14 protein-coding genes and 1 pseudogene are annotated in these 21,104 nt (G+C 66.0%); 7 read left to right on the top strand and 8 right to left on the bottom strand.

The window, feature by feature from the left end:
* Positions 1-6: 6 nt before the first annotated feature.
* The 3 genes from ACCQ07_RS15275 to ACCQ07_RS15265 all read left to right on the top strand — a co-directional run bounded on the left by ACCQ07_RS15275 (position 7) and on the right by ACCQ07_RS15265 (position 2,559).
* Positions 7-1,194, top strand: coding sequence for a chemotaxis protein CheB (locus tag ACCQ07_RS15275; RefSeq protein WP_029819981.1), 1,188 nt, complete (start codon positions 7-9; stop codon positions 1,192-1,194).
* 33 nt (positions 1,195-1,227) lie between these two features.
* Positions 1,228-1,704, top strand: coding sequence for a chemotaxis protein CheW (locus ACCQ07_RS15270; RefSeq protein WP_008575177.1), 477 nt, complete (start codon positions 1,228-1,230; stop codon positions 1,702-1,704).
* Positions 1,705-1,935: 231 nt separating this feature from the next.
* Positions 1,936-2,559 carry a GNAT family N-acetyltransferase gene (locus ACCQ07_RS15265; protein ID WP_008575175.1) on the top strand — a complete coding sequence of 208 codons (624 nt, stop codon included), beginning with the start codon at positions 1,936-1,938 and terminating at the stop codon, positions 2,557-2,559.
* Here ACCQ07_RS15265 and ACCQ07_RS15260 read toward each other — a convergent pair.
* From ACCQ07_RS15260 to ACCQ07_RS15250, 3 genes and pseudogenes are all read right to left on the bottom strand, one after another.
* A pseudogene (locus ACCQ07_RS15260) lies at positions 2,527-2,743 on the bottom strand (hypothetical protein). The gene ACCQ07_RS15265 and the pseudogene ACCQ07_RS15260 sit on opposite strands and share 33 nt — an antisense overlap.
* Positions 2,744-4,325: 1,582 nt before the next feature.
* A complete protein-coding gene (locus ACCQ07_RS15255) occupies positions 4,326-4,898 on the bottom strand; it encodes a sigma-70 family RNA polymerase sigma factor (protein WP_033478940.1) in 573 nt (190 codons plus the stop codon).
* A 29-nt stretch (positions 4,899-4,927) separates the two neighbouring features.
* A complete protein-coding gene (locus ACCQ07_RS15250) occupies positions 4,928-6,433 on the bottom strand; it encodes a vWA domain-containing protein (RefSeq protein ID WP_372165841.1) in 1,506 nt (501 codons plus the stop codon).
* Between the two features lie 808 nt (positions 6,434-7,241).
* On the opposite strand from ACCQ07_RS15250, the gene ACCQ07_RS15245 reads away from it, so the two are divergent.
* Together ACCQ07_RS15245 and ACCQ07_RS15240 are read left to right on the top strand one after the other, a co-directional pair.
* Positions 7,242-8,306, top strand: coding sequence for a glycosylasparaginase (locus tag ACCQ07_RS15245; RefSeq protein ID WP_011348236.1), 1,065 nt, complete (start codon positions 7,242-7,244; stop codon positions 8,304-8,306).
* Positions 8,303-9,034 (top strand): copper homeostasis protein CutC, encoded by a 732-nt coding sequence (locus tag ACCQ07_RS15240; RefSeq protein WP_372363431.1) that lies wholly within the window; start codon positions 8,303-8,305, stop codon positions 9,032-9,034. Before ACCQ07_RS15245 ends, ACCQ07_RS15240 begins: the two co-directional genes overlap by 4 nt.
* 102 nt (positions 9,035-9,136) lie before the next feature.
* On the opposite strand, the gene xopL is transcribed toward ACCQ07_RS15240, so the two are convergent.
* Both xopL and ACCQ07_RS15230 read right to left on the bottom strand, forming a co-directional pair.
* A complete protein-coding gene (gene xopL, locus ACCQ07_RS15235; protein ID WP_372364153.1) occupies positions 9,137-10,852 on the bottom strand; it encodes a type III secretion system leucine-rich repeat domain-containing effector XopL in 1,716 nt (571 codons plus the stop codon).
* A gap of 355 nt (positions 10,853-11,207) precedes the next feature.
* Complete coding sequence (locus tag ACCQ07_RS15230; RefSeq protein ID WP_029819973.1) at positions 11,208-12,368, bottom strand: sialidase family protein; 1,161 nt, start codon at positions 12,366-12,368, stop codon at positions 11,208-11,210.
* Positions 12,369-12,762: 394 nt separating this feature from the next.
* Between ACCQ07_RS15230 and ACCQ07_RS15225 the strand changes: the two genes are divergently transcribed.
* Positions 12,763-13,092 (top strand): RebB family R body protein, encoded by a 330-nt coding sequence (locus ACCQ07_RS15225; protein ID WP_029819972.1) that lies wholly within the window; start codon positions 12,763-12,765, stop codon positions 13,090-13,092.
* 57 nt (positions 13,093-13,149) lie between these two features.
* Here ACCQ07_RS15225 and ACCQ07_RS15220 read toward each other — a convergent pair whose 3' ends face one another.
* Positions 13,150-13,350 (bottom strand): hypothetical protein, encoded by a 201-nt coding sequence (locus ACCQ07_RS15220; RefSeq protein ID WP_008572048.1) that lies wholly within the window; start codon positions 13,348-13,350, stop codon positions 13,150-13,152.
* Positions 13,351-13,847: 497 nt separating this feature from the next.
* On the opposite strand from ACCQ07_RS15220, the gene xopK reads away from it, so the two are divergent.
* Positions 13,848-16,514, top strand: coding sequence for a type III secretion system effector XopK (gene xopK / locus ACCQ07_RS15215; protein WP_372364152.1), 2,667 nt, complete (start codon positions 13,848-13,850; stop codon positions 16,512-16,514).
* A gap of 46 nt (positions 16,515-16,560) precedes the next feature.
* Here the strand turns inward: xopK and ACCQ07_RS15210 are convergent, their stop codons facing one another.
* Both ACCQ07_RS15210 and ACCQ07_RS15205 read right to left on the bottom strand, forming a co-directional pair.
* A complete protein-coding gene (locus ACCQ07_RS15210) occupies positions 16,561-18,396 on the bottom strand; it encodes a glycoside hydrolase family 35 protein (RefSeq protein ID WP_136732823.1) in 1,836 nt (611 codons plus the stop codon).
* A 339-nt stretch (positions 18,397-18,735) separates the two neighbouring features.
* Positions 18,736-21,078, bottom strand: a complete 2,343-nt coding sequence (locus tag ACCQ07_RS15205; protein WP_372363430.1) for a GH92 family glycosyl hydrolase — start codon at positions 21,076-21,078, stop codon at positions 18,736-18,738.
* Positions 21,079-21,104: the final 26 nt, after the last annotated feature.

The raw sequence follows: 21,104 nt of genomic DNA, 5'->3' as shown, positions 1-21,104 counted from the left end.
GGCGCAATGGGAACTCCGGTTGCTTTGCTGGGTCGTCCCGGTCAGGCGCGCGAGCGCCTGCGCGAGGCGCTTGGCCTGGCCGGCGCGCAGGTGGTGCTGGAAGACGAGCCAGCGGCGGTCGACGTGCAGATGCTGCGCGACGCCGAGCCGGTGGCCGTGCTGGTCGCACTCGAACCGTCGATCGAAGACGCGCTCGAAGCGCTGGAGCCGGCCTTCAACATGCCCGGCGTCACCGTGATCTTCGACGAGGCCGAACTGACGGTGCGCCGCGAGGGCTGGGAAGCGCAGCGCTGGGTGCGCCATCTGGCCGCCAAGCTACACGGCCACGCCGACGTGCTGCCGCCGGGCACCGAAAGCGAGCCCTCGCTGCAGCCCGAGCCCGGCCTGACGCTGGCACCGCAGCAGCATTCGGACCTGCAACTGGATCAACACCTGGAAGCGGCCGCGCACGCGTTCGACAGCGTGCCCGGCGATGCCTTGTTCGCGCATGCCTCCATGCAGGAGGCGGCACCGGCCGCTGTGGAAAAGCCGGGGCTGACGCTGGGCGATTCCAGTACCTGGGGCCTGGTGGACGAGGTGGCCGTGGTGGTGCGCCCGCGCGCCGAACCCGATGTGGCGGCCCTGTCCACCGGCGGCTTGTCGCTGGTGGATCTGGAGCACAGCGGCAGCGTCACCGGCGCTGTGCTGGTCGTCGCTGGCATCGGTGGGCCGGATGCGATCCGTCGCCTGCTGGCCGCCTTGCCGCCGGAATTCCCGCGTGCGGTGCTGGTGCGCATGACCCTGGATGGCGGCCAGTACGGCAACCTGGTGCGGCAGATGGGGCGCGTGTCTGCGTTGCCGGTCGAACTGGGTGAAGCGGGGCAGGTGGTCGCACCAGGCAAGGTGTATGTGCTCTCCGACGAGGTCGGCGTGCAACAGCATGCCGGCGCGCTGGCGTTCGTGGCACCGGCCGATCCGGCCGGGCTGATCGCCGCGCTGCCGCCGGCCGACAGTGCGGTGCTGATGCTCAGCGGTGCCAACGAGGCGCTGGTGGAGGCATCGCTGGCATTGGCCGAGCAAGGCGGCTGGTTGGCCGGGCAATCCACCGACGGCTGTTACGACCCGGCCGCCGCCGCGCGTCTGGCGCGGCAAGGCATTCTGACCGGCGACCCTGCGCAGTTGGCGCAGGCGCTGGCGCAGCGTTGGCCGGCATAAGCCGGGCGCTCCCATTCGAATCGGAATCATGCGATGAGCTACGCCAATAACGACGAAATCCGCGGCGTCCTGATCCAGGCCGGTAGCGAGCGCGTGCTGCTGCCGAACGCAACGGTGGCCGAGGTGATGTCGCGGGTGGCGGTCGAGCCGCTGCCCGACATGCCGCGCTGGGTGGTCGGGCGCATCGACTGGTACGGCTGGAAGGTGCCGCTGCTGTCGTTCGCGCGCCTCAGCGGCATGGGCGATGAGCCCACCGCGGTCAACAACAAGGTCATCGTGTTGAAGGCGCTGGGTGGCAACCCGGCATTGCCGTATTTCGCGCTGCTGACCGCCTCGTTCCCGCAGCTGATTTCGGTGCCGCGCGATGGCCTGCTGGCCGATGCCTCGGAAGATGCGCTGCCCGACGGTGTGCACATGCGCGTGCTGCTGGGCGAGCAAAGCGCGCTATTGCCGAACCTGGACGCCATCGAAGCGCAGGTCGGCCAGGCGCTTGCGGTCGCTGCCGCCTGAGAGCGGGAGGCCGCCTGCTGTGCTTGCCGTCAGGCAGGTGCAGTGCCACCGTGCAGCGGAGGCTGCCGCGCATTGAGCGATGCACAGGGAGGATGTTGCTGACTGTCGGGCGTTCCATCTCACGCACTGGATGACGCCCTGCTTTGGAGACGGCTTGCGGAGCATGATCGGTATGCATCAGCCGGATGCACCTGGCAGCAAGGCGACACGCGTGGTTGAGGCGTGGCTGCCATGAGTCCTCCGCTGTTTGCGCCGATCCGCCGCGCCGACGGCGTGGTGCTGTGCGATCTGGCCGTGGTCGATCCGGCTGCAATGGCCGACTACCACACGCGCAACCGCGCTCATCTGGCCGATGCGATGCCGCTGCGGCCGCCCGCGTTCTACACCGTCGAAGGCTGGCGCCGTCTGTGCATGGCATACCGCGGCGCGATCCCTGGCGAGCGCGAGTTGCAACTGGTCTTGTTGCAGGGCGAGCAGGTGATCGGCACCACCGGGTTCACGCAGATCCAGCGCGGCGCCTTCCAGGCGTGCCACATGGGCTATGGCCTGGACGCGGCGCAGCAGGGACGGGGTTTGATCCAGTGGGCAGCCACGCAAGGGATCGCTTTTGCCTTCGGCCAGCTCGGCCTGCACCGGGTGATGGCGCAATACGTTCCGGAGAATCTGCGCAGTGCGCGCGTGCTGCGGCGGCTGGGTTTTCAGATCGAAGGCTATGCGCGGCGCTATCTGCAGTTGAATGGCCACTGGCGCGATCATGTGCTCACCAGCAGATTGCGCGACGACGGCACGCCTGGTGAAGGCGCGGTGGATGATGAGCCGGGTTCAGGGCGCAGCGCCCGAGAGCTCAAGCCGTAATTCATCGGCGGCTAGCGTGCTGTCTTGCGCAAGCTCGATCTGCGTTGGCCGGCCACGTTGTTTGAGTTGATCGCGCAACTGCGCCGCCCAGGTCTGCACGGCCGCTGCATTCGGCGTGGCAGCCAGAATGCGGATCGTTATCGGTGTCTGCGTGTTCCCGGAAGCAGCACGGTCCGCCAGCCAATCGCTTGGTGGTGTGGAAAGTTTCAGTGATACAACGCGGTGTGTCTGCTCGCGCGTGTTTGTCTCGCGCTGTTGCTGTGCCTGCTGTGTCGCAATGCGGGTGGCCGAGGTGGACGACCAGCTGTCGCGAGACGCTGCGGGCTGCGGCTTGCCGGCCTGCGGTTCCGGTCTTGGTGCAGGTGCAGCTGTTGGCGCGGCACGCGAGGTGTTGCGCGATATCACTAGCTCGGTGGTCGCAGGTGCGTTGGCGGCCATGCGTTCGATCCGCAACGATGGATCCTGCGACGGTGCCGGCAACGCCGGCAACACCGACAATTCCGCAGCCACCGCGGGCGCCGCAGGCGCTGGCGCACGCTCGGTGGGTCGCGGGGCAGGTGCGCTGTTATCTATGTCTGCCGCGGGCGCACCACTGGCCTGTACATCGTCGTTGTTCGCGGTGATGGGGGCGGGCGGTGGGGGCGGCGCCATCGCGACGTGCGCATCGTCTTGCGTCGGCTCCGGCACCGTTGGCGGTTGGGTGGACGTCATCCCGGTGGGGCGCGCGGAAGCTGGAGGCGTCACCACACGTGCAGGCAGGGGCGCGCTGACCGGGGCCGTCATGGCGGCTGGCGCGAGCTCCTGCAGTGAAGGTGCCGGCTGCCTCTCCACCTGCTGCGCGGAAGTGGGTTTGTCGGCGGATGCGAAGGCAGGTCGCTGCGCAACATCTTGGACGCTGCCTTCTGAGGCACGATCTGCTCCGTCTGCCGCAGCGGGGCGCGCGGGAACTCTTCCCGATTCGGCTGCCGCAGGGACCGCCGCAGCCGGTGTGAGCGCATCCGGCACCGGTCGACTGGCCTGCCATTGCAGGCCGACGCCAACGGCCAGCGTGACCGACGCGGCGAGCGCCAGAGGCGGCATCCAGCGCAGGCGTCGGGCACTGCGTCGAACAGGCGCTGGGCCGATGCCCGATGGCGCCCGTGTAGGGGCTTGCATTGACGAAGCAGCCGATGCCGGGGTTGAACCCTGCGTCGAAGTTGAAGCAGCAGCGGCATGAAAAGCGGGAGCGTCAGAAGAATCCGGAATCGAGCCGGCTCCCTGAGCCGAAGATCTGCCGGCATCGGCGAGCGAGGAAAGCGGCACTGGGTTGGATGTGCCAGCCGAGGCCGCTGCAGGCACGGATCCAGCCACCGATTCAGGGTTCGACGTACCTGTCACGGCAGGCGCAGCAGGCATGACCGGCACAGCATCGGCAGCATTGCGCATCTGTTGCGCAATCCATTCGCGTGCAGCCTCGCTCAATGGCGCGCCCAGTGTGTGGTCGGCGGTGTCGCCTTGCGCAAGACGTGCCTGCACGGCCGCGCGTTGTGCAGCCTGCGTCTGTTCGGCTTGCGCTGCTGCGGCAGCAAACAGGCTGGCCATGGTGGCAGGCGCTTCAAACTGCAAGGTGTCCTGTGTCGCGGTCGCTGCAGCGCGCTCGGCTTCTGCCTCTTGCGCGGCGTGTGCAAACCAGGCATCCATCGACGCGGGCGGGGCATGCAGCGGCAGCGCACGCAGCAAGGCAGCAAGGCCATCATGCCCGGCAAGGAAACGATCGAAGGACGTGCTCACGGCGCGGCCTCCAGGCTCACGCGCAGCTTTGCGAAGGCGTAGCGCAGCCGGCTCTTGACCGTCTCGAAGCCTTCGCCGATCACATGCGCGATCTCTTCGACGCCCAGCTCGGCAAAGAAGCGCAGCACCACCACTTCCCGTTGCGCATCCGGCAGTGCCATCAGTGCGGCACGCACGCGATGTTGTTGCTGGCCGAGCATGGCCAGGCGCTCGGCGCTCAGATCGTCGTCGGGCAACTGCAGATGCACATCGTCCAGCGCCACCGAGGTGGCGTGGTATGCGCTGCGCCGGGTGTCGCGCCAGGCATTGCGGCCGATCTGGAACAGAAAGCTGGTGAAGGCGGCCTGCCCGGGGCGATAGTCGCTACAGCGGGTCATCAGCTTGACCCAGGTTTTCTGCGCCAGGTCTTCGGCCTCGCTCAGATTGCCTTCGCACAACCAGGCCAGGAAGTTGAACAAGGCGCGGTTGTGGCGCTTGAACAATTCGGTCGCCGGTTGTTCGACAAAGCCATTGGCGACGAGGAGCATGAGCTCCTCGTCGGGAAGATGCGCAAGATCGGCAGGATGCATGCGCTCAGTATAGGCAGGCGCTGCGCGCATCAGTCGGTGTCGGCGAGTGGCCGGGTGCTCAGTGCGTCGGCCTGCTGCACCAGTTGCAGGAAGTCGGCGCGATAGCCGAAACGGTCGCTGCCCAGGCTGCCGGCGGCCAGGGCGCGCACCTGCGGGTAATCCCAGCCCCGCAGCTGGTTGCCGCCACGCAGGCGCTGCCCGAAACCGGCCACCGCTGCAGAAAAACGGAAGGTATCGCTGGTGGCATTCAGTGCCTTGCGTTGACTGCTGCGTACCACCGTGTCCAGCAACTGGCTGCGCTGTGCATCGGGCCGCTTGTAGCGCAGTTTGACGTGCGCCAGCTCGCCGTTGAGGGGCCGCGCCTGCGTAGGCTGTGCAGCGCTTGCGTAGCGCAGCGGGTCGACCGATGCGGTGCCGTCGGTCGGGGTGATTTCGTACAAGGCGGTGACGGTATGGCCGGCGCCGATGTCGCCCGCATCGACCTGATCGTTGTTGAAGTCCTCATCGCGCAGCGCACGGTTTTCGTAGCCGATCAGGCGATATTCCTTGACGGTGTTCGGATTGAATTCGACCTGGATCTTGACGTCGCGCGCGATGGTCGCCAGCGTGGCGCCCAGCTCGTGGGTGAGCACCTTGCGCGCTTCCAGCGCGGTGTCGATGTAGGCGTAGGCACCGTCGCCGGCATCGGCCAACTGCTCCATCAGGTTGTCGTTGTAGTTGCCGGTACCGAAGCCGAGCGTGGACAGTGCGATACCGGAGCGGCGCTTTTCGGCCACCATGCCCTTGAGCTGATCGAAGTTGGTGACGCCGACATTGAAGTCGCCATCGGTGGCGAGCAGGATGCGATTGATGCCACCACGCAGATAGCCTTGCTGCGCGGCTTTGTAGGCGAGCTCGATCCCGCTGGCGCCGGCGGTGGACCCGCCCGATTGCAAGGCATCGATGGCTTCGACGATGCGCCCCTGCTGATCGCCCGGCGTGGGCGGCAGCACCACCGATGTGTTGCCGGCGTAAGTCACCAGCGTGATGCGATCTTGCGCGCGCAGCTGGCGCACCAGCAGCTTGAGCGAGGATTGCAGTAACGGCAGCTTGTCCGGCGCGTCCATCGAGCCGGAGACGTCGACCAGAAAGACCAGGTTGGCGGGCGGTAGATCGGCGGTGGCGATGTCGCGGCCGGCGATGCCTACGCGCAGCAGCAGGCTGTCCTTGTTCCATGGTGTAGTCGCCAGTTCGGTACGCACGGCGAAGGGTTGGCCATTGGTCGGCGCCGGGTCGTCGTAGCGGAAATAGTTGATCAATTCTTCCACGCGGACGGCATCCGCTGGTGGCAGGCTGCCTGCGTTGAGGAACCGCCGCACATTGCTGTAGCTGCCGGTGTCGACGTCGATACTGAAGGTGGAGATCGGGTGTTGCGCGGCTTGTACGATGGCGTTGTCGTCGATGTGTTGGTAGCGCTCGCGGTCTTGGGCAGGCGCGGGTGCCACTGGCGGCATCGGCATTCGGCTATCGAGAACCGGGCGATGGGCCATCAGCATCGCTGCCGGTGCCTGACGTGACAGGTGGCTGGCGCTGACCGGGGCCGGCATCGCTTCGATGGGGGGCGACGGCGGGCTAGGCGCCGATGGCGCTTGCAGTGCATGCGCGGGGGCAGGTGCTGCGAGCTGCGCTTGCGGCCTGACTTCAGGAAGCGCGTCGGTCTGGTCAGGTGTCTGTGGTGGCTGCGCTGGCGCGGGTGGTGGTGCGGACTCGCTGCGTGATGGTTCGTGCGGCGGTGCAGTGGGTTCGTGCGAGCAGGCGCCCAGCAACAAGGCGAGCGCAATCAGGCTGTGACGTGACATGGGAATCCTTTGCGTGGCGAGGTGGGATGGATGGACAACCGGACAGCCCGAGGTCGCCGTGCACTGCGCCTCTGTCAGTAAAACGAGCGAGTGCGGTGAATGGGGTTAACCGGTCGAAAAATTTTTTTGCCGGCCATGCCTGGGCTGCGGCGGTGCAGCGGACCTCACTCCCAACCGTCTGACGACAAGGGGCTCTCGCTCCGACGGAGCTGGCGCGAAGCGCGGATGCTGGGCGACGAAGGGGAAGGCCCAGGCTGGCTCGTCCGCTGCTCCAGCCCTGAGCCAAGCGTGGCTGCGCACCACATCGTCCGTCGCTTGCCGCCAGCCACATCCATGCATCGGATGCGCGGCGGCCGAGACAGGGTTAGCCCAGCCAAGCAAGGGTTGTGCACGGATCCGCATGCGACAACACCGCAAGAAGGTTTATCCGCACGTCATGCTGTCGCATGATGGAAGGCTGGTACCGCACTGCGCGGCCGCCCGTTTCCGTCATGGAGTCATCCGCATGCTTCAACGTCGTCACTTCCTCAAGAGCGCCACGCTGGGCGCGATTGCGTCCGGGTTGGCCGGCTGGGGCGCCCGCGCGCAAGCCGCGGCAGGCGCCACGCCGGGCGCGCGGCCGACGGCGCTGCCGCGTGGAGCGGCGCGGGTGATTTCCACCTGGGATTTTGGCGTTGCCGCCAATCAGGAAGCCTGGAAGATTCTCAGCAGCGGCGGTCTTGCGCTGGATGCGGTGGAGGCCGGCGTGCGAGTGCCGGAAGCGGACCCGAGCAATCCCACCGTCGGCCTGGGCGGTTATCCGGACCGCGATGGCCGGGTCACCCTGGACGCCTGCATCATGGACCACCTGGGCAATTGCGGCGCGGTGGCATCGCTGGAAGACGTGGTGCACGCCATTTCGGTGGCGCGTGCTGTGATGGAGAAAACGCCGCACGTGATGTTGGTAGGCGATGGTGCGCGTCAATTCGCCTTCGAACAGGGGTTTCCGAAAACCAAGCTGTTGACCCCAAGCTCGGAAGCGGCCTGGAAAGAGTGGTTGAAGACTTCCAAGTATTCGCCAGAAGCCAATGTCGAAAATCGTGCCTGGCGCGATGCCAAGTTGCCCGGCGGCAAGGACAATCACGACACCATCGGCATGCTGGCGCTGGATACGCACGGCAACCTATCCGGTGCATGCACCACCAGCGGCATGGCGTGGAAAATGCACGGCCGCGTGGGCGACAGCCCGATCATTGGTGCGGGCCTGTACGTGGACAATGAAGTGGGCGGTGCGACCTCGACTGGTGTGGGCGAGGAGGTGATCCGCAACGTCGGCAGTTTTGCGGTGGTGGAAATGATGCGGCAGGGCAAGTCGCCGGCCGATGCCTGCCGCGAGGTGGTGATGCGGCTGATCCGTCGCAAGCCGGAGCTGACGCGCACATTGCAGGTCGGCTTTCTGGCAATGAACAAGCGCGGCGAAGTGGGTGCGTTCGCGATCCAGAAGGGCTTCAGTTACGCGGTGTGCGACGCGCAGCGGCAGGATCTGCTGGTGCCTGGGCAGAGCCATTACACCAGCGAGCCGGCGGCATGAGCGGGTTCGGGTTGGAGGTGGCTGCCGATTCGGTGGCCTCGGCATTGGCCGCGCAAGCAGGCGGTGCAATGCGCGTGGAGCTGTGCGGCGGGCTGGATGGCGGTGGGCTGACACCATCGTTCGGCACGTTGGCGGTGGTGCGCGAGCGTTTGCGGATTCCGTTGTATGTGCTGATTCGTCCGCGCGTGGGCGACTTCGTGTTCGACGCTGCAGAAGTCGAGGTGATGCGCCGCGATGTGGAGCAGTGCGTGCGGCTTGGTTGCGATGGCGTGGTCCTTGGCGCGCTGGACCGGCATGGGCAGGTCGATCTGGCGACAATGCGCGTGTTGATGCAGGCAGCAGGGTCGTTGGGGGTGACGTTTCATCGTGCGATCGATGTCAGTGCCGATCCGTCGCGTGTGCTGGAGGATGCGATCGCGCTGGGGTGCGAGCGGGTGCTGACCTCGGGTGCACGTGCGAGTGCGCTGGAGGGAGTCGACACCATTGCCGCGTTGGTGCGGCAGGCAGCCGGGCGCATCGGCATCATGCCCGGTGCCGGGCTTTCCGAGCACAACATCCGCACCCTGCGGCAGCACACCGGCGCCCACGAATTCCATGCGTCGGCGCGTGGCGTGATCGCCGCCCAGGTACCGTCGCCGCACCCGTATATCCGCGATCTGGGCGGCGACTACCAACGGACCGATACCGCGCGGGTACAACGGATGGTAGACGCGTTGCAACGGGCGTGAGACGCGCGCAACGCCCCGCTCGGCGAGCGAGCCGCTACCTGACTTGCGCAAGCACGATGGCGGCGATGCTCGATGGGCTGCGGCGCATCTCGTGTTTGCCCTCTACTGTTGGTGTGGGGGTTCCGGGCTTGTCTGCTGTTCGCTATCAGAGTCGTCGCTGACCTGCTCGGGAATGTGCACAGCGAGCTCGGGAAAGCGCGCGCGGTCTTGCGGGTGTGCGTGGACGATCAGCTCACGGGTCTTCCACATCTGCACTGCCTTGGCCAATGTCGCTACGTCGAGCGGGCTTCCTTCGTGATAAACGAACTGCCCGAGATGATCGACGATGCCCAGGTGTGCGCTCTTCTGCGCCTTCCAGTTGCTGACGTTCGTGTAGTGGCGGGCGAGGCCTTCCTCGCTCGGGTCTTCGATTCTGGGGGATGGGCCTGCCATGTCGCTCACCCGTTGCAGGAAGTGGCGATCCCTGCTTTCTTGCAGCATTTTCTGCAATGCCGGAATCTCGCCAAAGGTGGTGGGAGTGTCGGGCGGGCGCTTTTCTGGAAGATAGGAAGGGGCACCTTCCAGAAAGGGATTTCTTTCTTCATCGATGACCGTGCTCAGCATGGCCTGTGCGGTGTCTTCGATGCGTTCGAGCGCAGCGGTACGAAGCAGTTCGCTGGCGGTCGCCGAAGAGGATGGCCCGGCGCGGTCGCCGGCAGCAGAGGGCGAGAGAGCTGGGGTGGTCGGTCCGGTCCGCCCTGGTTCGGCGGGGCGCGCAACTGGACGATGCTGGTCGAGCTGCGCTTGGAGATGCGGCGGCACCAGGATGATGCAATTGGCAGGTAATTGGGCGATCAACGAGGGCAGTCTGGAAAGGTTGACGCAACCTCGCAGATCGAGTTTTTCCAGCTGCGTCAGGCGGTGAATGTCCAGTGGCAGCGTGAGCAGGTTGCTGCAGTCTTTCAGAATCAGTCGCTTCAGTGGCGCACGGCCGCCGAAAATCGGCGGATAGTTGCGCAGCGCGGTACAGCCCCGCAAATCAAGCTCCTCCAACTTTGGCAGGTGATGGATGTCCGGGCCAAGGGCGGACAGCGGCGAGTTGCGTATCTTCAGGCTTTTCAGATTTTGCAGGTTGGCGATGGACGCCGGAAGCGATCTGATCCCGGTCCGTTCCAGCCGTAGGCTCTGCAGGTTGACCAAGCCCTGGTGCTCGCCGGATGCATCGGTGCTTGCCAGGGGTTCGGGAAGTTCCGTCAATTCCGGGCAGGCGCGGATGGAGAGCTCGCGTAATCGGCTGAGGCTTGCGATGGATGCCGGTAGCGAGCGAATCGGATTGCGCGCCAGCGTCAGTGTTTCCAGACCCGCAAATTGCTGCATGGCGTCCGGGAGCTCCATCAACCCTGCCGCGTCGATCGTCATGTGCTGCAGATGCGAAAGACGGAATGCCTGGTCGGGAAATTGCGGCAGCGGAACTGAGCGCAGCTCCAGCGCGACCCGACCCGGTTGGGTTGCGTCCTCCAGCAGGTCGGCTGTCGCCTTCAGCGCCCGGCCTGTGCGTGTCTCGATCTGCGGGTTGTTGCTGTTGGCCTGGCGCCATGCGCTGTGCCAGCGATTGCGATCTGCGTTGTAGTGGCGTTGCCATTGCGACAGGACGTCGCGGTACGGGCGAAGCGCTGTGGAGCGCCGTAAGGGTGACGCGCCCTCGGTTGGTGGCATACGGGGGCGCACCGGCCGCAAGTGTTGCGAGTCGGTGGTGACGGAGTGGAAGCGAGCGCGTTCTATGTCGCTGAGCTGTGGCAACTGAGGCGTCCGCAAAGGATGTAAAGCCGCCTCGTTCATCCGCGCGGCGCTGCCGGATCCGCCGTAGGGAAGCGGGCGGGCGGAGGTGGTTGGCCGGCGAGAGGTCTCGGCAGCGGCAGGCATTGCTGGCGGTCGCCCGGACCGGTCGCCAGGCACATATCTGGTCAGGCCGCCGAGCATGCCGGTAGGGCGCTCGGGCGCGGGGTGTGCGGGTGGGGCAGTGCGCGCGGGCGCATCCGCATTGGACGTAGTCTGCTCCCGCAGTCCGAAAGGCGCGCCCGGCGGGCGTGGTTGATCGACGCGTCGCATCGCATTCCTCGTCTTGGCTGTCGCTCGATGACGATGATTGGCACGCAACGCGATGGGCGAATCGCCAGGGGCGAAGCCATCGTCATCATGACGAAGGATCAGCCGCGTGGCCGCATGCCGTTGTGCAGCGCTCAGACAGCGTTGCGGGGGCGGGCGCCTGGCAGGGGCTGCATGCGCCGAACCGCGTGGGATCGAGCACCACATGCTTGATCCGTCGCCGCTTCCAGGTGTAGCTGACATGCACCAACCCATCGCGGGTCTGGATCACAGCCGGATAAGAAAATTCATCATGGGCGCTGTCTTCCAGCGTCAGCACGCGTTGCCAGTGCACGCCATCGTTGGAGACGGCAACGGCCAGGGTACCGCGGCCGTCCCACCAGTCCTTGCCGGCAATGGCGGGGTTGTAGACCAGTAACGCACGGCCGTCACGCAGCATCACCGCGTCGGTGCCCGAGTTCGGGTTTTCCACGTCCAGCAAGTGCATGGGCTGCCAATGCAGGCCGCCATCGAGCGAGAACGTGCTGAAAAGCTTGTTTTGCTGGCTGCGGCCCAACGCCTGCAGACGGCCATCCGGATATAGCAGCAGGCTGGGCTGGATCGCACCGATCGCCTTCGCATCGTTGAGCGGCATGCCGCGTTGCCAGTGCGCGCCGTCGTCGTCGCTCCATTCCAGGTGCGCGCGCCAGCCGCGGTCTTCGCTGCTGCTGGGCGCCAGGATGCGGCCGTTCGGCAATTGCACCGGCTTGTTCTTGATCGGCCCGAGAATGCCGTCAGGCAACCGCTGCGGTGGCGACCAGTGCGCGCCATCGTCGGTGGAAAGCAGACGCAGCCCCCACCATTGGCGCGGAGTGGGTCCGAGCTTGTAGTACAGCTGCACCGGCCCGGTGGTCGATTGGAACAACACCGGATTCCAGGCCGGCACTGCAACGCCATCGACGCCTGCGTGCGCGCCATCGGCAATGCGGCGTGGTGTCTGCCATTGCTGCGGGCCGCGCTGAGCCAGCCAGATGCCGACATCGGCCGCACCTTCGTGCTCGCCGCCGAACCAGGCGGCCAACAGGCGACCATCGCGCGTTTCCAGCAAGGTGGACGCGTGGGCTTGCGGGGTAGGAGCCGGGTCGGCGATGAACTCGCTGAGCACGATCGGCGAGGGCGGCGACGCAGGCGATTGGGCTTGGGCAGCAACTACACCCAGGCTTGCAGCAAGGCTCGCAACGAGGCGGCTCAGCAGGCGTGGCGGATGCATCGTGGTCCGGTCCTGTGCGAAGTTTGAAAGACCTTTTTATTATCTCTTAAATACCACGTGGTCCGTCCTTCGGGCGGCTTGGTCGAATTGCACTGCCAGACTTACAGCGATGTGGCCGCTATGCGTCGGCCTCTACTGGCTGGTGGCGCTTGGCCTAACTGGGCGCGACTGTGCGCACGCGCGCACGATCACACAGATGTTGCGACGTGCGCTGAAGCGTGGCGATGCGAGGGTCGAGTTGCGCGCGGGCCGGCCGCTATCGAGATGGCATCGCGAGCGTGGTGTGGCGGTTTGTCAGCGGGGCGTTGCGGGGATATGACCGCGATGCGTTGTTAGCGCCGCTGGGCCGGTACAACGCAGACCGCCGTGCATCCATTCACTCAGGAGTGCATTGATGGCTTTTCCAACCGCAGTCAATCCGCAGATCACCGATGCCGTCACCCAGGCCAACGTCAAGGTCGTTGGCGAAGCGCCAGCGTTTGCGATGGGTTCGATTTACCAAAGCGTGGCCCATTCGGCCGGCATCCTGTTTCAGAATGCCCTCGCTGCACAACAGCAGCAAACCCCCTTGGCGCAGGCGGCCAACAACCAAGGCGTGATGCAGACCTACGGTGTCGATACCGGCGCTTGCGCGGCAGATGTCGAGAACGTTGCGCAAGGCGGTGCCGCAGACAATCTGAACAGTCTGCTCACCGTGCTCACCTCGTTCGACACTGCAAAGTAACCGCCGATGGCGACAGCGTCACGGCTGTCGCCATGCTTGCCTGCGCAAATACCTCGCTCAGGCCGCGTTCTCGTCGCGTGCTTGCGGCGGCAGCAGCGTTTGCGGCTTCTTGGCCGATTCGGTCTGGCACAGGAACGTCATCAGGTGTGCGGCTTCTGCACTGCCCATGGGTTTGCTGTGGATCTGCTCGGCGAAGGCGTTCTGGGTGTGCTCGGCAACGGCGGGAACGGACTCTTGTGCAACGGTGGACGACGACATGCAACGCTCCTGGAACCTGCAATCAAGCCGTCTACGTCGCAAGCAAGCGCATCCGTAACGGAGTCAGCCGGTGATATTGCCTGGAATCTGTGCCGTCCGATACCTCGACGGTATGCGGGCGGCGCAGCGGCACCGGACGTTCTGATAACGGCGGCTGCGGCCAGGTCTAAAGCGCCATCGGCAGAAAACTGTTCCGGCGGTTATTTCTGATTGCGCAACAGGGCCGGGGGCGTTGTGCAAGAACGCGGCGGCTCGACAGCAGGATCCGTGCCCGCGCCTGTGTGGCGCAGTGCCAACTCCGCCAGCCCATCGGTGCGACGTCTTGCATCTTGCCCATCCGGCATGGAGGTACCCAATGGCCGGCTTTCTCCGGGATAAATCGCACGACGCGTGGTTGGGCCGGAGAGTTCGTTTACGGAATCGCGTGTTCGTCGCAACAAGACTGGCTGGAGAGGACAGGCGCACCATCGCCGCTTCGCACCGGTTGGAGTTTGCTCATGCGTGTCCAACGATCCACTGCACAGCACCTTGTCACAGGCGATTCTGCGGCCGTTGAAACGCCGCCCGCAGCGGAATCGCCGCAAGATCGACAGGGTTGGCCACTTGGGTTGAAAGTGCTGCAGACCCGGCCACTGCGCAGACGCACACGCCGCGATGAGAGCGAGCGACAAGCGCACCACGGAGACGCCAATGCCCGGGTTGCCGAAGCGGAGACCGCCTATGACGTCTTCGTGGTCGCCAAGTACGTGGCCGACCCCTTGCATGGAACCGCGGACAAAACGGCCGAATTGATCAACGACATTCCCCGCCGCGGCGAACCCGAGCAGTCCGCGGACGCTGGGGACTCGGCGCATCCACCCGAGCACTCACCGGCCGAGCATGCAGCGGCACCGGATGGCCACCACCTGCCACACCCACCGCAGAGCGCACATCCCGCACAGCCGCACGCTGCAGATGCCCCGCATGCGCCGACGCCTGAAGGGCACCATGGGCCACACGCCGACGCCGGGCATCCGGCGGATCCGCACGTGGTTGGGCATGCAGCGGAGGACGGCGTCCTGCACGCCCTTGCCGAGGAAGGCGCGCCGGCAGGCACATTCGATCTGGCGATGAGCCTGGGTATCAGCGGCGCGATGCTGCCGCTGTCGAGTCTTGCGATCTATGCCGCGTACAAGGAAACCCGCGAAGTTGCCGAGCAGCGCACGCACTTGCGGCAGCAGGAACGCCGCCTGCGCGCGGAGCAGGCGACACTGCAATCCGCCTTGGGCACGACAGCGCCGGCAGGCGCTGCCAATGCTTACGCGCATGCACTGGGCGAGGCGATCGAGACCAACGCCTACCTGCAGCGGCGAAATACGCGGGACGGCGCCATTGCCGCAACCTCCATGGCCTCGGCCGGGGTGATCTTCACCAAGGCAGCGAGCGAACTCGGCATCCAGGGCGGGCTGGCAATCGCCAGCAAGAGCGCAAATGCGACGGGCCTGGTGGGCCACAGTGCCGCGGCCGCAGGTGCGGCCTCTGCGGCGGGCATCGCCGGCAGCTTCGTCCTCGCGCCGTTGGCGAGCGTGGCGGCCACCGCATTGGGGGGCACCTTCCTGCACCAGTCGCGTCGGGAAAGGACGCGTGTTGCCGTGGATGTCGGCAGGGTCCAGCGCTTCCTGCAAGATCTCGAACCTGGCGAACTCAGTCCTGGCGCACAGCGCTACCAGCACTTTGTGAACACCAAGTTGGGCAAGTACGACCGCTTTGCGCATCGGTTCAACCAGTGGAACAAGGGCTTTGTCGTGGGTGGAGTCACCTACACCGCCAGTACGTTGACCAAGGTCGGCGTCAGCGCGGCCGTCGTTGCCGGCGCCACGGTGGCCGCCCCGGTGGGCACCGGCCTGATCATCGGCGCAGGCCTGCTCGGTGCGGCCACGATGGGGGTCGGCAGCCATCAGTTCCTGCTGGCGCACGGCAAGCAGAAGCGCTATCGCAGGTACCAGACCGAGGACATGCCCGGCGTCGATCGCGCGCTGCTGGCGGTGGCGGATCTGTTGCCTGCACGCGAGGCGGAGGGTGCGCCATCCCGGGAAGCGCCCAACGTCGCCGACCAGTTGCCGCCAACCGCGGTGGACGTTGCACTGACGCCAGTGGCGGAGGAAGCGGAGGGGAGCGATGAAGACGATATCGTTGCAGAACCCGATCCCGGCCTGGAGCCGAAGCATCGCCAAGGCGCCTCTGCCGCAGGTGATGCGCAACCGGCAATGCCGGAACCCGCCGCTTCGACTGCCGACAGGTCGGGCGCAACAGCAGCAGATGACGTGGTGCCCCACCATGGATTCGAGTTGCGGAGCGCGCTCTACGCCTGCATCGACGGGCAGGAAAAGGCGCTGGACGCGTTTGTGCAGGCCGGTGCCGACGACCTGCAGAAATTGCATCCGGCCAAGCCGCGCTCGACGGATCAGGGCAAGGGCTCGGGTCGATCGGCACCGGCGGCGCCGCTGGGTCGGCGCATCAATGCAGCCCTGCGCGCTGCAGCGAACTATGGACGCGCGGTATTGACCGGCAAGCCGCAGGAGGCGCGAGGCAAGGCGATGCGCAGCCATGCCAAGCACAGCGCGGTGCTGACCGAAACCGCGCTTGCGCAGTGGCTGCAAACGCCCGGCTCGGTGAAGTCGCAGATTGCCTACATGCAATGCTGCCTCGAACTGCAAAAGAAGTATCTCGACGCCAAGCTCAGCGCGCAGGCGGACCTTCCGCAGCCCGACGTGCACGATGATCCGCATTCTCATGACCAAACGCCGGTGGCGACGGTCGATCAGGCTTCGGAACGTTTACTGGCGCAATTGCACCAGGTGCGCACGCGCGACGCCACCCAACAGCGCGCGATCAGCCTGATGCTGCAGGAACTGGAGATGGCCGAGCAGGAACTGGCGAGCCCAGATGTGCGAAGTCAGGCGCGCGCCGCCGCCAGGATGCCCGGTTTGCAGCAGCGCCTGATCCGGGTGCTGACCTCGAACGCGATCGTGCCGCAAGAAGGTGTTGCAGGGTTCGCCCGGTTCTGCATGAAACAGGCCCGTCAGCACACCACCCATGTGCGCGGCACGCTGCTGGCGACCGAAGTCCAGGCAGCACGCATCCGCGAACAGGCGGCTGCCGCAGCCCCTGCGTCCACCACCTGATGGCGGCTGTGCGAGCGAGCACGCGTCTGCAGCCGCCTTGCAAGACTCACTCTTTCGGCGTGAGCCACACCTGCTGCTTCAGGCCGCGCACGCTGGGGGTGGCGACATCGTCCAGGTCGAAGACCACCACCGTGTTGTCACCCTTGCGCTGGAACGGCGCGGGGAAATACAGCGCGGTCTGCGGGCCGATGTTCCAGTGGCGGCCCAGGTTGACGCCGTTGGCCCAGGCAAAGCCCTTGCCGAAGGCGCGCATGTCCAGATAGGTGTCGGTCGGCGTGCCGATGCGCAGGGCGCCGCGGTGAAACGCCGGGCCTTGCACTGCCTTGCGGGTCCAGCCGCGGATGCTGTCGGGCGTGCGCATCGGCAGCGGGAAGGCCTGCCAGCCGGTGAGCTGCTGGTTGTCCAGTAGCACCGGGTCCACCAGCCCGGCGCGGCCGTCGGCCATGCGCGTGCCGTAGTTGATGCGGCCGCTGTTTTCGACCAGCACATCCAGGGTGTGCTGGCCTGCAGGAATCTCTACCTCAAGCGACACCTGCTGCAAACGCCGCTCAACGCTGCCGACCGGCCGTTGATCCACGTACACGCGTGCCACATCGCGCACGTCGCCCAGATACAGCGGGCCCTTGCGCGGGCCAGTGACCGTGGTGCGGTAGAGGATGTAGCCGTAATCCTGGCCGAACTGTTCCATCGGCTGCGGGGTGTCGATGGCGATCGGCGCGGGCAGGTTGTCCCAGAGCGAGGCCGATTCGCGCAGCGGCGTGGCCGGCAGCGTGGCGGTGGCGATCGGTGCCGGTAATGCGGGCGGTTGCACGCCGGTCACGCGGGCGATGGCATCGCGCATCAACGCGAATTTGGGCGTGGGGTGGCCGGCTTCGTCGAGGATGGCGTCGTAGTCGTAACTGGTGGTCTGCGGCGCGTAGTGGTCGCTGGGATTGTTCTGGAAATTGGCGCCATTCATGAAGCCGAAACTGGTGCCGCCGATGAACATGTAGAGATTGGCCGAGTGGCCCTGGCGCAGGATCCACTCGAACTCGTCGGCCTGTTGCCTGGCATCGGTTGCGGCATGCGGCTTGCCCCAATGGTCGAACCACCCGGCCCAGTATTCGCCGACCATGCGCGGTTGATCGGGGCGGAACTTGATCAGTTTGTCGAATGCGCTCTTGGCCTCGCCGGGTGCGAAGTTCACCACCGCCAGGGTGTCGGGCAAGGTGCCGTTGGCGAGCATGTCGGCGCCATCGGAGGTGAACAGCAAGGCCTTGTCGAAGCCAGCCTTGACGTACATGGCGCGGTTGTCGGCCATGTAGGCGTGATCGTCGGCGTAGGAGCCGTATTCGTTCTCGACCTGCACGGCGATGATCGGCCCGCCGTTATGGTTGAGCAGCGGCTGCACCTGTTTGGCCAACGCATCCAGATAGGACTGGCTGGCGGCGAGAAAGCGCGGATCGCGGCTGCGGACGCGAATATTGCCCTTGCCGAACAACCAGGCCGGGTAGCCGCCGGCTTCCCACTCCGCACAGGCGTAAGGGCCGGGCCGCAGGATGACGTTGAGGCCCTGCGCGGCGGCTTCGCGCACGAACGCGGCCACATCGTTGTTGCCGGAAAAATCGAACTGGCCTTGCTGCGGTTCCACCAGATTCCAGAACACGTAGGTTTCTACGGTGTTCAAGCCCAGGGCACGCGCTTTTTGCAGGCGGTCTTTCCAGTAGGCGCGCGGAATGCGCTGGAAATGGATGGCGCCGGAGAGCAGCTGGTACGGCTTGCCGGCGCGCACGAATTGCGTGCCCTGCGTGCCGAAGGCGGGCCAGGGCTCGGGTGTGGCAGCGGCGGCGGGTAGCGCGAGCGCCAGGGCCAGAACCAGGGGAGCAAGAGTGGTACGCAGCATGGAGGTCTCGATGTAGGTGGGGCCGGTGGTGCGGGTGGATGGCAGGCGGCGGTGTTTGCGTTCTGCCCTCATCCGCCCTGCGGGCACCTTCTCCCGCTTGCGGGAGAAGGAAGAGCAATACCCGCTTGCGGGAGAAGGAGGAGCAATGCCCGCTTGCGGGAGAAGGAGGAGCAATGCCCGCTTGCGGGAGAAGGGAAGAGCAATCCCCGCTTGCGGAATGAGAAAGCAACTTCCACTGGCAAATGAACAAGCGATCCCTGTTTGCGTACACGGGAAAGGGCGTTCCCCATTCGCGCAGCAAGCACCGAACGCGCCGCTTGTGCAAGCGACGTACTGGCATTACGCGAACGACGGTGGCAGATCCTTCTTGTCTGCGCCGAAGGCCGGGTTAGGCTTGGGCCCCATCGCAAACTCCAGCGTGCCGCCGGCGGCCAGCTCGGTGTGACGTAGCCAGGCGCGGGTGAGCGATTTGCCGTTGAAGGTCAGCGACTGCACGTAAACGTTCTGCGCGCTGTTGTCCTTGGCCACGATGCGCAGCGTGCGGCCATTGCCCACGTCCAGCGTGGCACGCTTGAACAAGGGGCTGCCCACGATGTAGTTGCCGCTGACCGGATCCACCGCATACAGCCCCAGTGCACTGAGCACGAACCAGGCGCTCATCTGCCCGCAGTCTTCGTTGCCGGACAGGCCGTTGCGCGCGTCGTGATACTGCTCGCGCAGCAACCGGCGCACCATCGCTTGGGTCTTGTACGGCTGGCCGGCATAGGCGAACAGATACGCCACATGGTGGCTGGGCTCGTTGCCATGCGCGTACTGGCCGACCATGCCGTCGATATCCGGCGGTGCATCGGCGGGCAGTTCGGAACTGGTGGAAAACAGCTCGTCCAGCTTGGCGACGAAACCGTCGCGGCCGCCGTACAAATCCATGTAGCCGTACAGATCGTGCTGGTTGAGGAAGGTGGCCTGCCAGGCGTTGGATTCGGTGAAATCGCGCCACTTGGCGATGTGGCCCATGCCGCGCGGGTCGAACGGTGTGGCCCAGCTGCCGTCGGCAAGCCGTGCCTGCACGAAGCCGCTGTCGCGATTGAACACGTTGCGGTAGTTGCGCGAGCGTTTGCGCAATGCGCGTGCATCGGCGCTGGCGCCGGCGGCCTGCGCCAGGTGTGCGCAGGCCCAGTCGTCGTAGGCGTATTCGAGCGTGCGGCTGACCGATTCGTCCACTTTGTCTGCGGGGATGTAACCGAGCCTGCGGTACTCGCCCAGGCCGTGGGTGGTGTCGTCCATCGCACGCTTGCGGTACGCCGGCCAGGCGGCCTTGTAGTCGATCCCGGTAAAGCCCTTGGCATGCGCCTCGGCCAGCACCACGGCGGAGTGATAGCCGATCATGCAGCCGGTCTCCACGCCCTGCAGCGGCCAGATGCCCACGCCGTCCGGGCATTCGTTGGCGCCGCGCACCAGGCATTGCACCAGGTCCGGCACGCGCTCGGGCTGGACCAGCGTGAGCAGTGGATGGGCGGCGCGGTAGGTGTCCCACAGCGAGTAGGTGCTGTAGTTGTTGTAGCCCTTCGGCGCGGTGTGGATCTGCAGGTCCATGCCGCGGTAGCGGTTGTCCACATCGGAGAACAGCGTGGGCGCCAGCAGGCTGTGATACAGGCCGGTGTAGAAGATGCGCCGTTGCGCGTCGTCATCGCTGTCGATGCGCACGCGGGCTAGTTCCTTTTCCCAGGCAGCGACCGCTTGCGCATGCACGCGCGCGAAGTCGAAGTCCGGCAATTCGGCGTCCAGGTTGGCCAGTGCATTGTCGGCGCTGACGGCCGAGATGCCGACCTTGATCAGCAGCGGGGCATCGGCGGCATCGGGGTAATGCAACGCGGCCTTGAGGTGGGTGCCGTCGGTGCTGCGCGTGCCGGCGGCCAGCGGTTGGTCTTCGTTGTACAGCTGCACGTGCTTGAATGGGCGCGACAGGCGCATGGCGAAATAGATGTAGCGGCCCTTGGCCCATTGGTAGACGCGGCGTCCGCCGGTGAGGGTGCGTTCGTCGACCACGCGCAGCTGCGCATCGCTCACGCGGGTGGCAATTTCCGGCTTGTCCTGCATGCCGTGGCACAGGTCGAGCAACACGTGCGCGGGTTTGCCCTTGGGGAAGTGATAGCGGTGCAGGCCGGCCCGCGCGGTGGCGGTGAGTTCGGCATGCACGCCGCTGTCCTTGAGGCGCACGCGGTAGTAACCGGGCGATGCGGCTTCGTCGGCGTGGTCGTAGCGCGAGCGGTAGCCGGCATCCGGGTTGTCGAGCGGGCCGGGCACCAGTTTGACCTCGCCGGTGGCGGGCACCAGCAGGACGTCCAGCATGTCGCCGATGCCGGTGCCGGACAGGTGCGTGTGCGAGAAGCCCATGATCGAGCCATCGGACTCGTGATACCCCGAACACGAATCCCACACCGCGTTATAGGTGTCCGGGCTGAGCTGCACCATGCCGAACGGCAGCGTGGCGCCGGGGAAGGTATGGCCGTGGCCGCCGGTGCCGATGAACACATCCACATGCCGGGTGAGGTCGGCGCGGGCACGCGCGTCGGCCGGAAGCGCGTAATTGCCGGCGCGCGCGCGCCCCCGGCCGGGCAGACCGACGCTGCCGAACAGGGCTGCGGCGATGGCGCCTTGGAGAAAACCGCGTCGTGTTGCCATGTGTGTGATCTCTGATGTCGCGAGGT

Source organism: Xanthomonas sp. NCPPB 3583 (assembly GCF_041475715.2).
In the GTDB taxonomy this organism is placed as follows: domain Bacteria; phylum Pseudomonadota; class Gammaproteobacteria; order Xanthomonadales; family Xanthomonadaceae; genus Xanthomonas; species Xanthomonas euvesicatoria.
This window is presented reverse-complemented; position numbering and strand designations above follow the sequence as displayed.

Coding starts and splice junctions, on each gene's coding strand:
- ACCQ07_RS15245 (WP_011348236.1), top strand. CDS start 7,242: ATGCTTCAACGTCGTCACTTCCTCAAGAGCGCCACGCTGGGCGCGATT.
- ACCQ07_RS15255 (WP_033478940.1), bottom strand. CDS start 4,898: ATGCATCCTGCCGATCTTGCGCATCTTCCCGACGAGGAGCTCATGCTC.
- xopK (WP_372364152.1), top strand. CDS start 13,848: ATGCGTGTCCAACGATCCACTGCACAGCACCTTGTCACAGGCGATTCT.
- ACCQ07_RS15240 (WP_372363431.1), top strand. CDS start 8,303: ATGAGCGGGTTCGGGTTGGAGGTGGCTGCCGATTCGGTGGCCTCGGCA.
- ACCQ07_RS15265 (WP_008575175.1), top strand. CDS start 1,936: ATGAGTCCTCCGCTGTTTGCGCCGATCCGCCGCGCCGACGGCGTGGTG.
- ACCQ07_RS15230 (WP_029819973.1), bottom strand. CDS start 12,368: ATGCATCCGCCACGCCTGCTGAGCCGCCTCGTTGCGAGCCTTGCTGCA.
- ACCQ07_RS15210 (WP_136732823.1), bottom strand. CDS start 18,396: ATGCTGCGTACCACTCTTGCTCCCCTGGTTCTGGCCCTGGCGCTCGCG.
- ACCQ07_RS15250 (WP_372165841.1), bottom strand. CDS start 6,433: ATGCTGATGGCCCATCGCCCGGTTCTCGATAGCCGAATGCCGATGCCG.
- ACCQ07_RS15270 (WP_008575177.1), top strand. CDS start 1,228: ATGAGCTACGCCAATAACGACGAAATCCGCGGCGTCCTGATCCAGGCC.
- xopL (WP_372364153.1), bottom strand. CDS start 10,852: ATGAACGAGGCGGCTTTACATCCTTTGCGGACGCCTCAGTTGCCACAG.
- ACCQ07_RS15205 (WP_372363430.1), bottom strand. CDS start 21,078: ATGGCAACACGACGCGGTTTTCTCCAAGGCGCCATCGCCGCAGCCCTG.
- ACCQ07_RS15275 (WP_029819981.1), top strand. CDS start 7: ATGGGAACTCCGGTTGCTTTGCTGGGTCGTCCCGGTCAGGCGCGCGAG.
- ACCQ07_RS15220 (WP_008572048.1), bottom strand. CDS start 13,350: ATGTCGTCGTCCACCGTTGCACAAGAGTCCGTTCCCGCCGTTGCCGAG.
- ACCQ07_RS15225 (WP_029819972.1), top strand. CDS start 12,763: ATGGCTTTTCCAACCGCAGTCAATCCGCAGATCACCGATGCCGTCACC.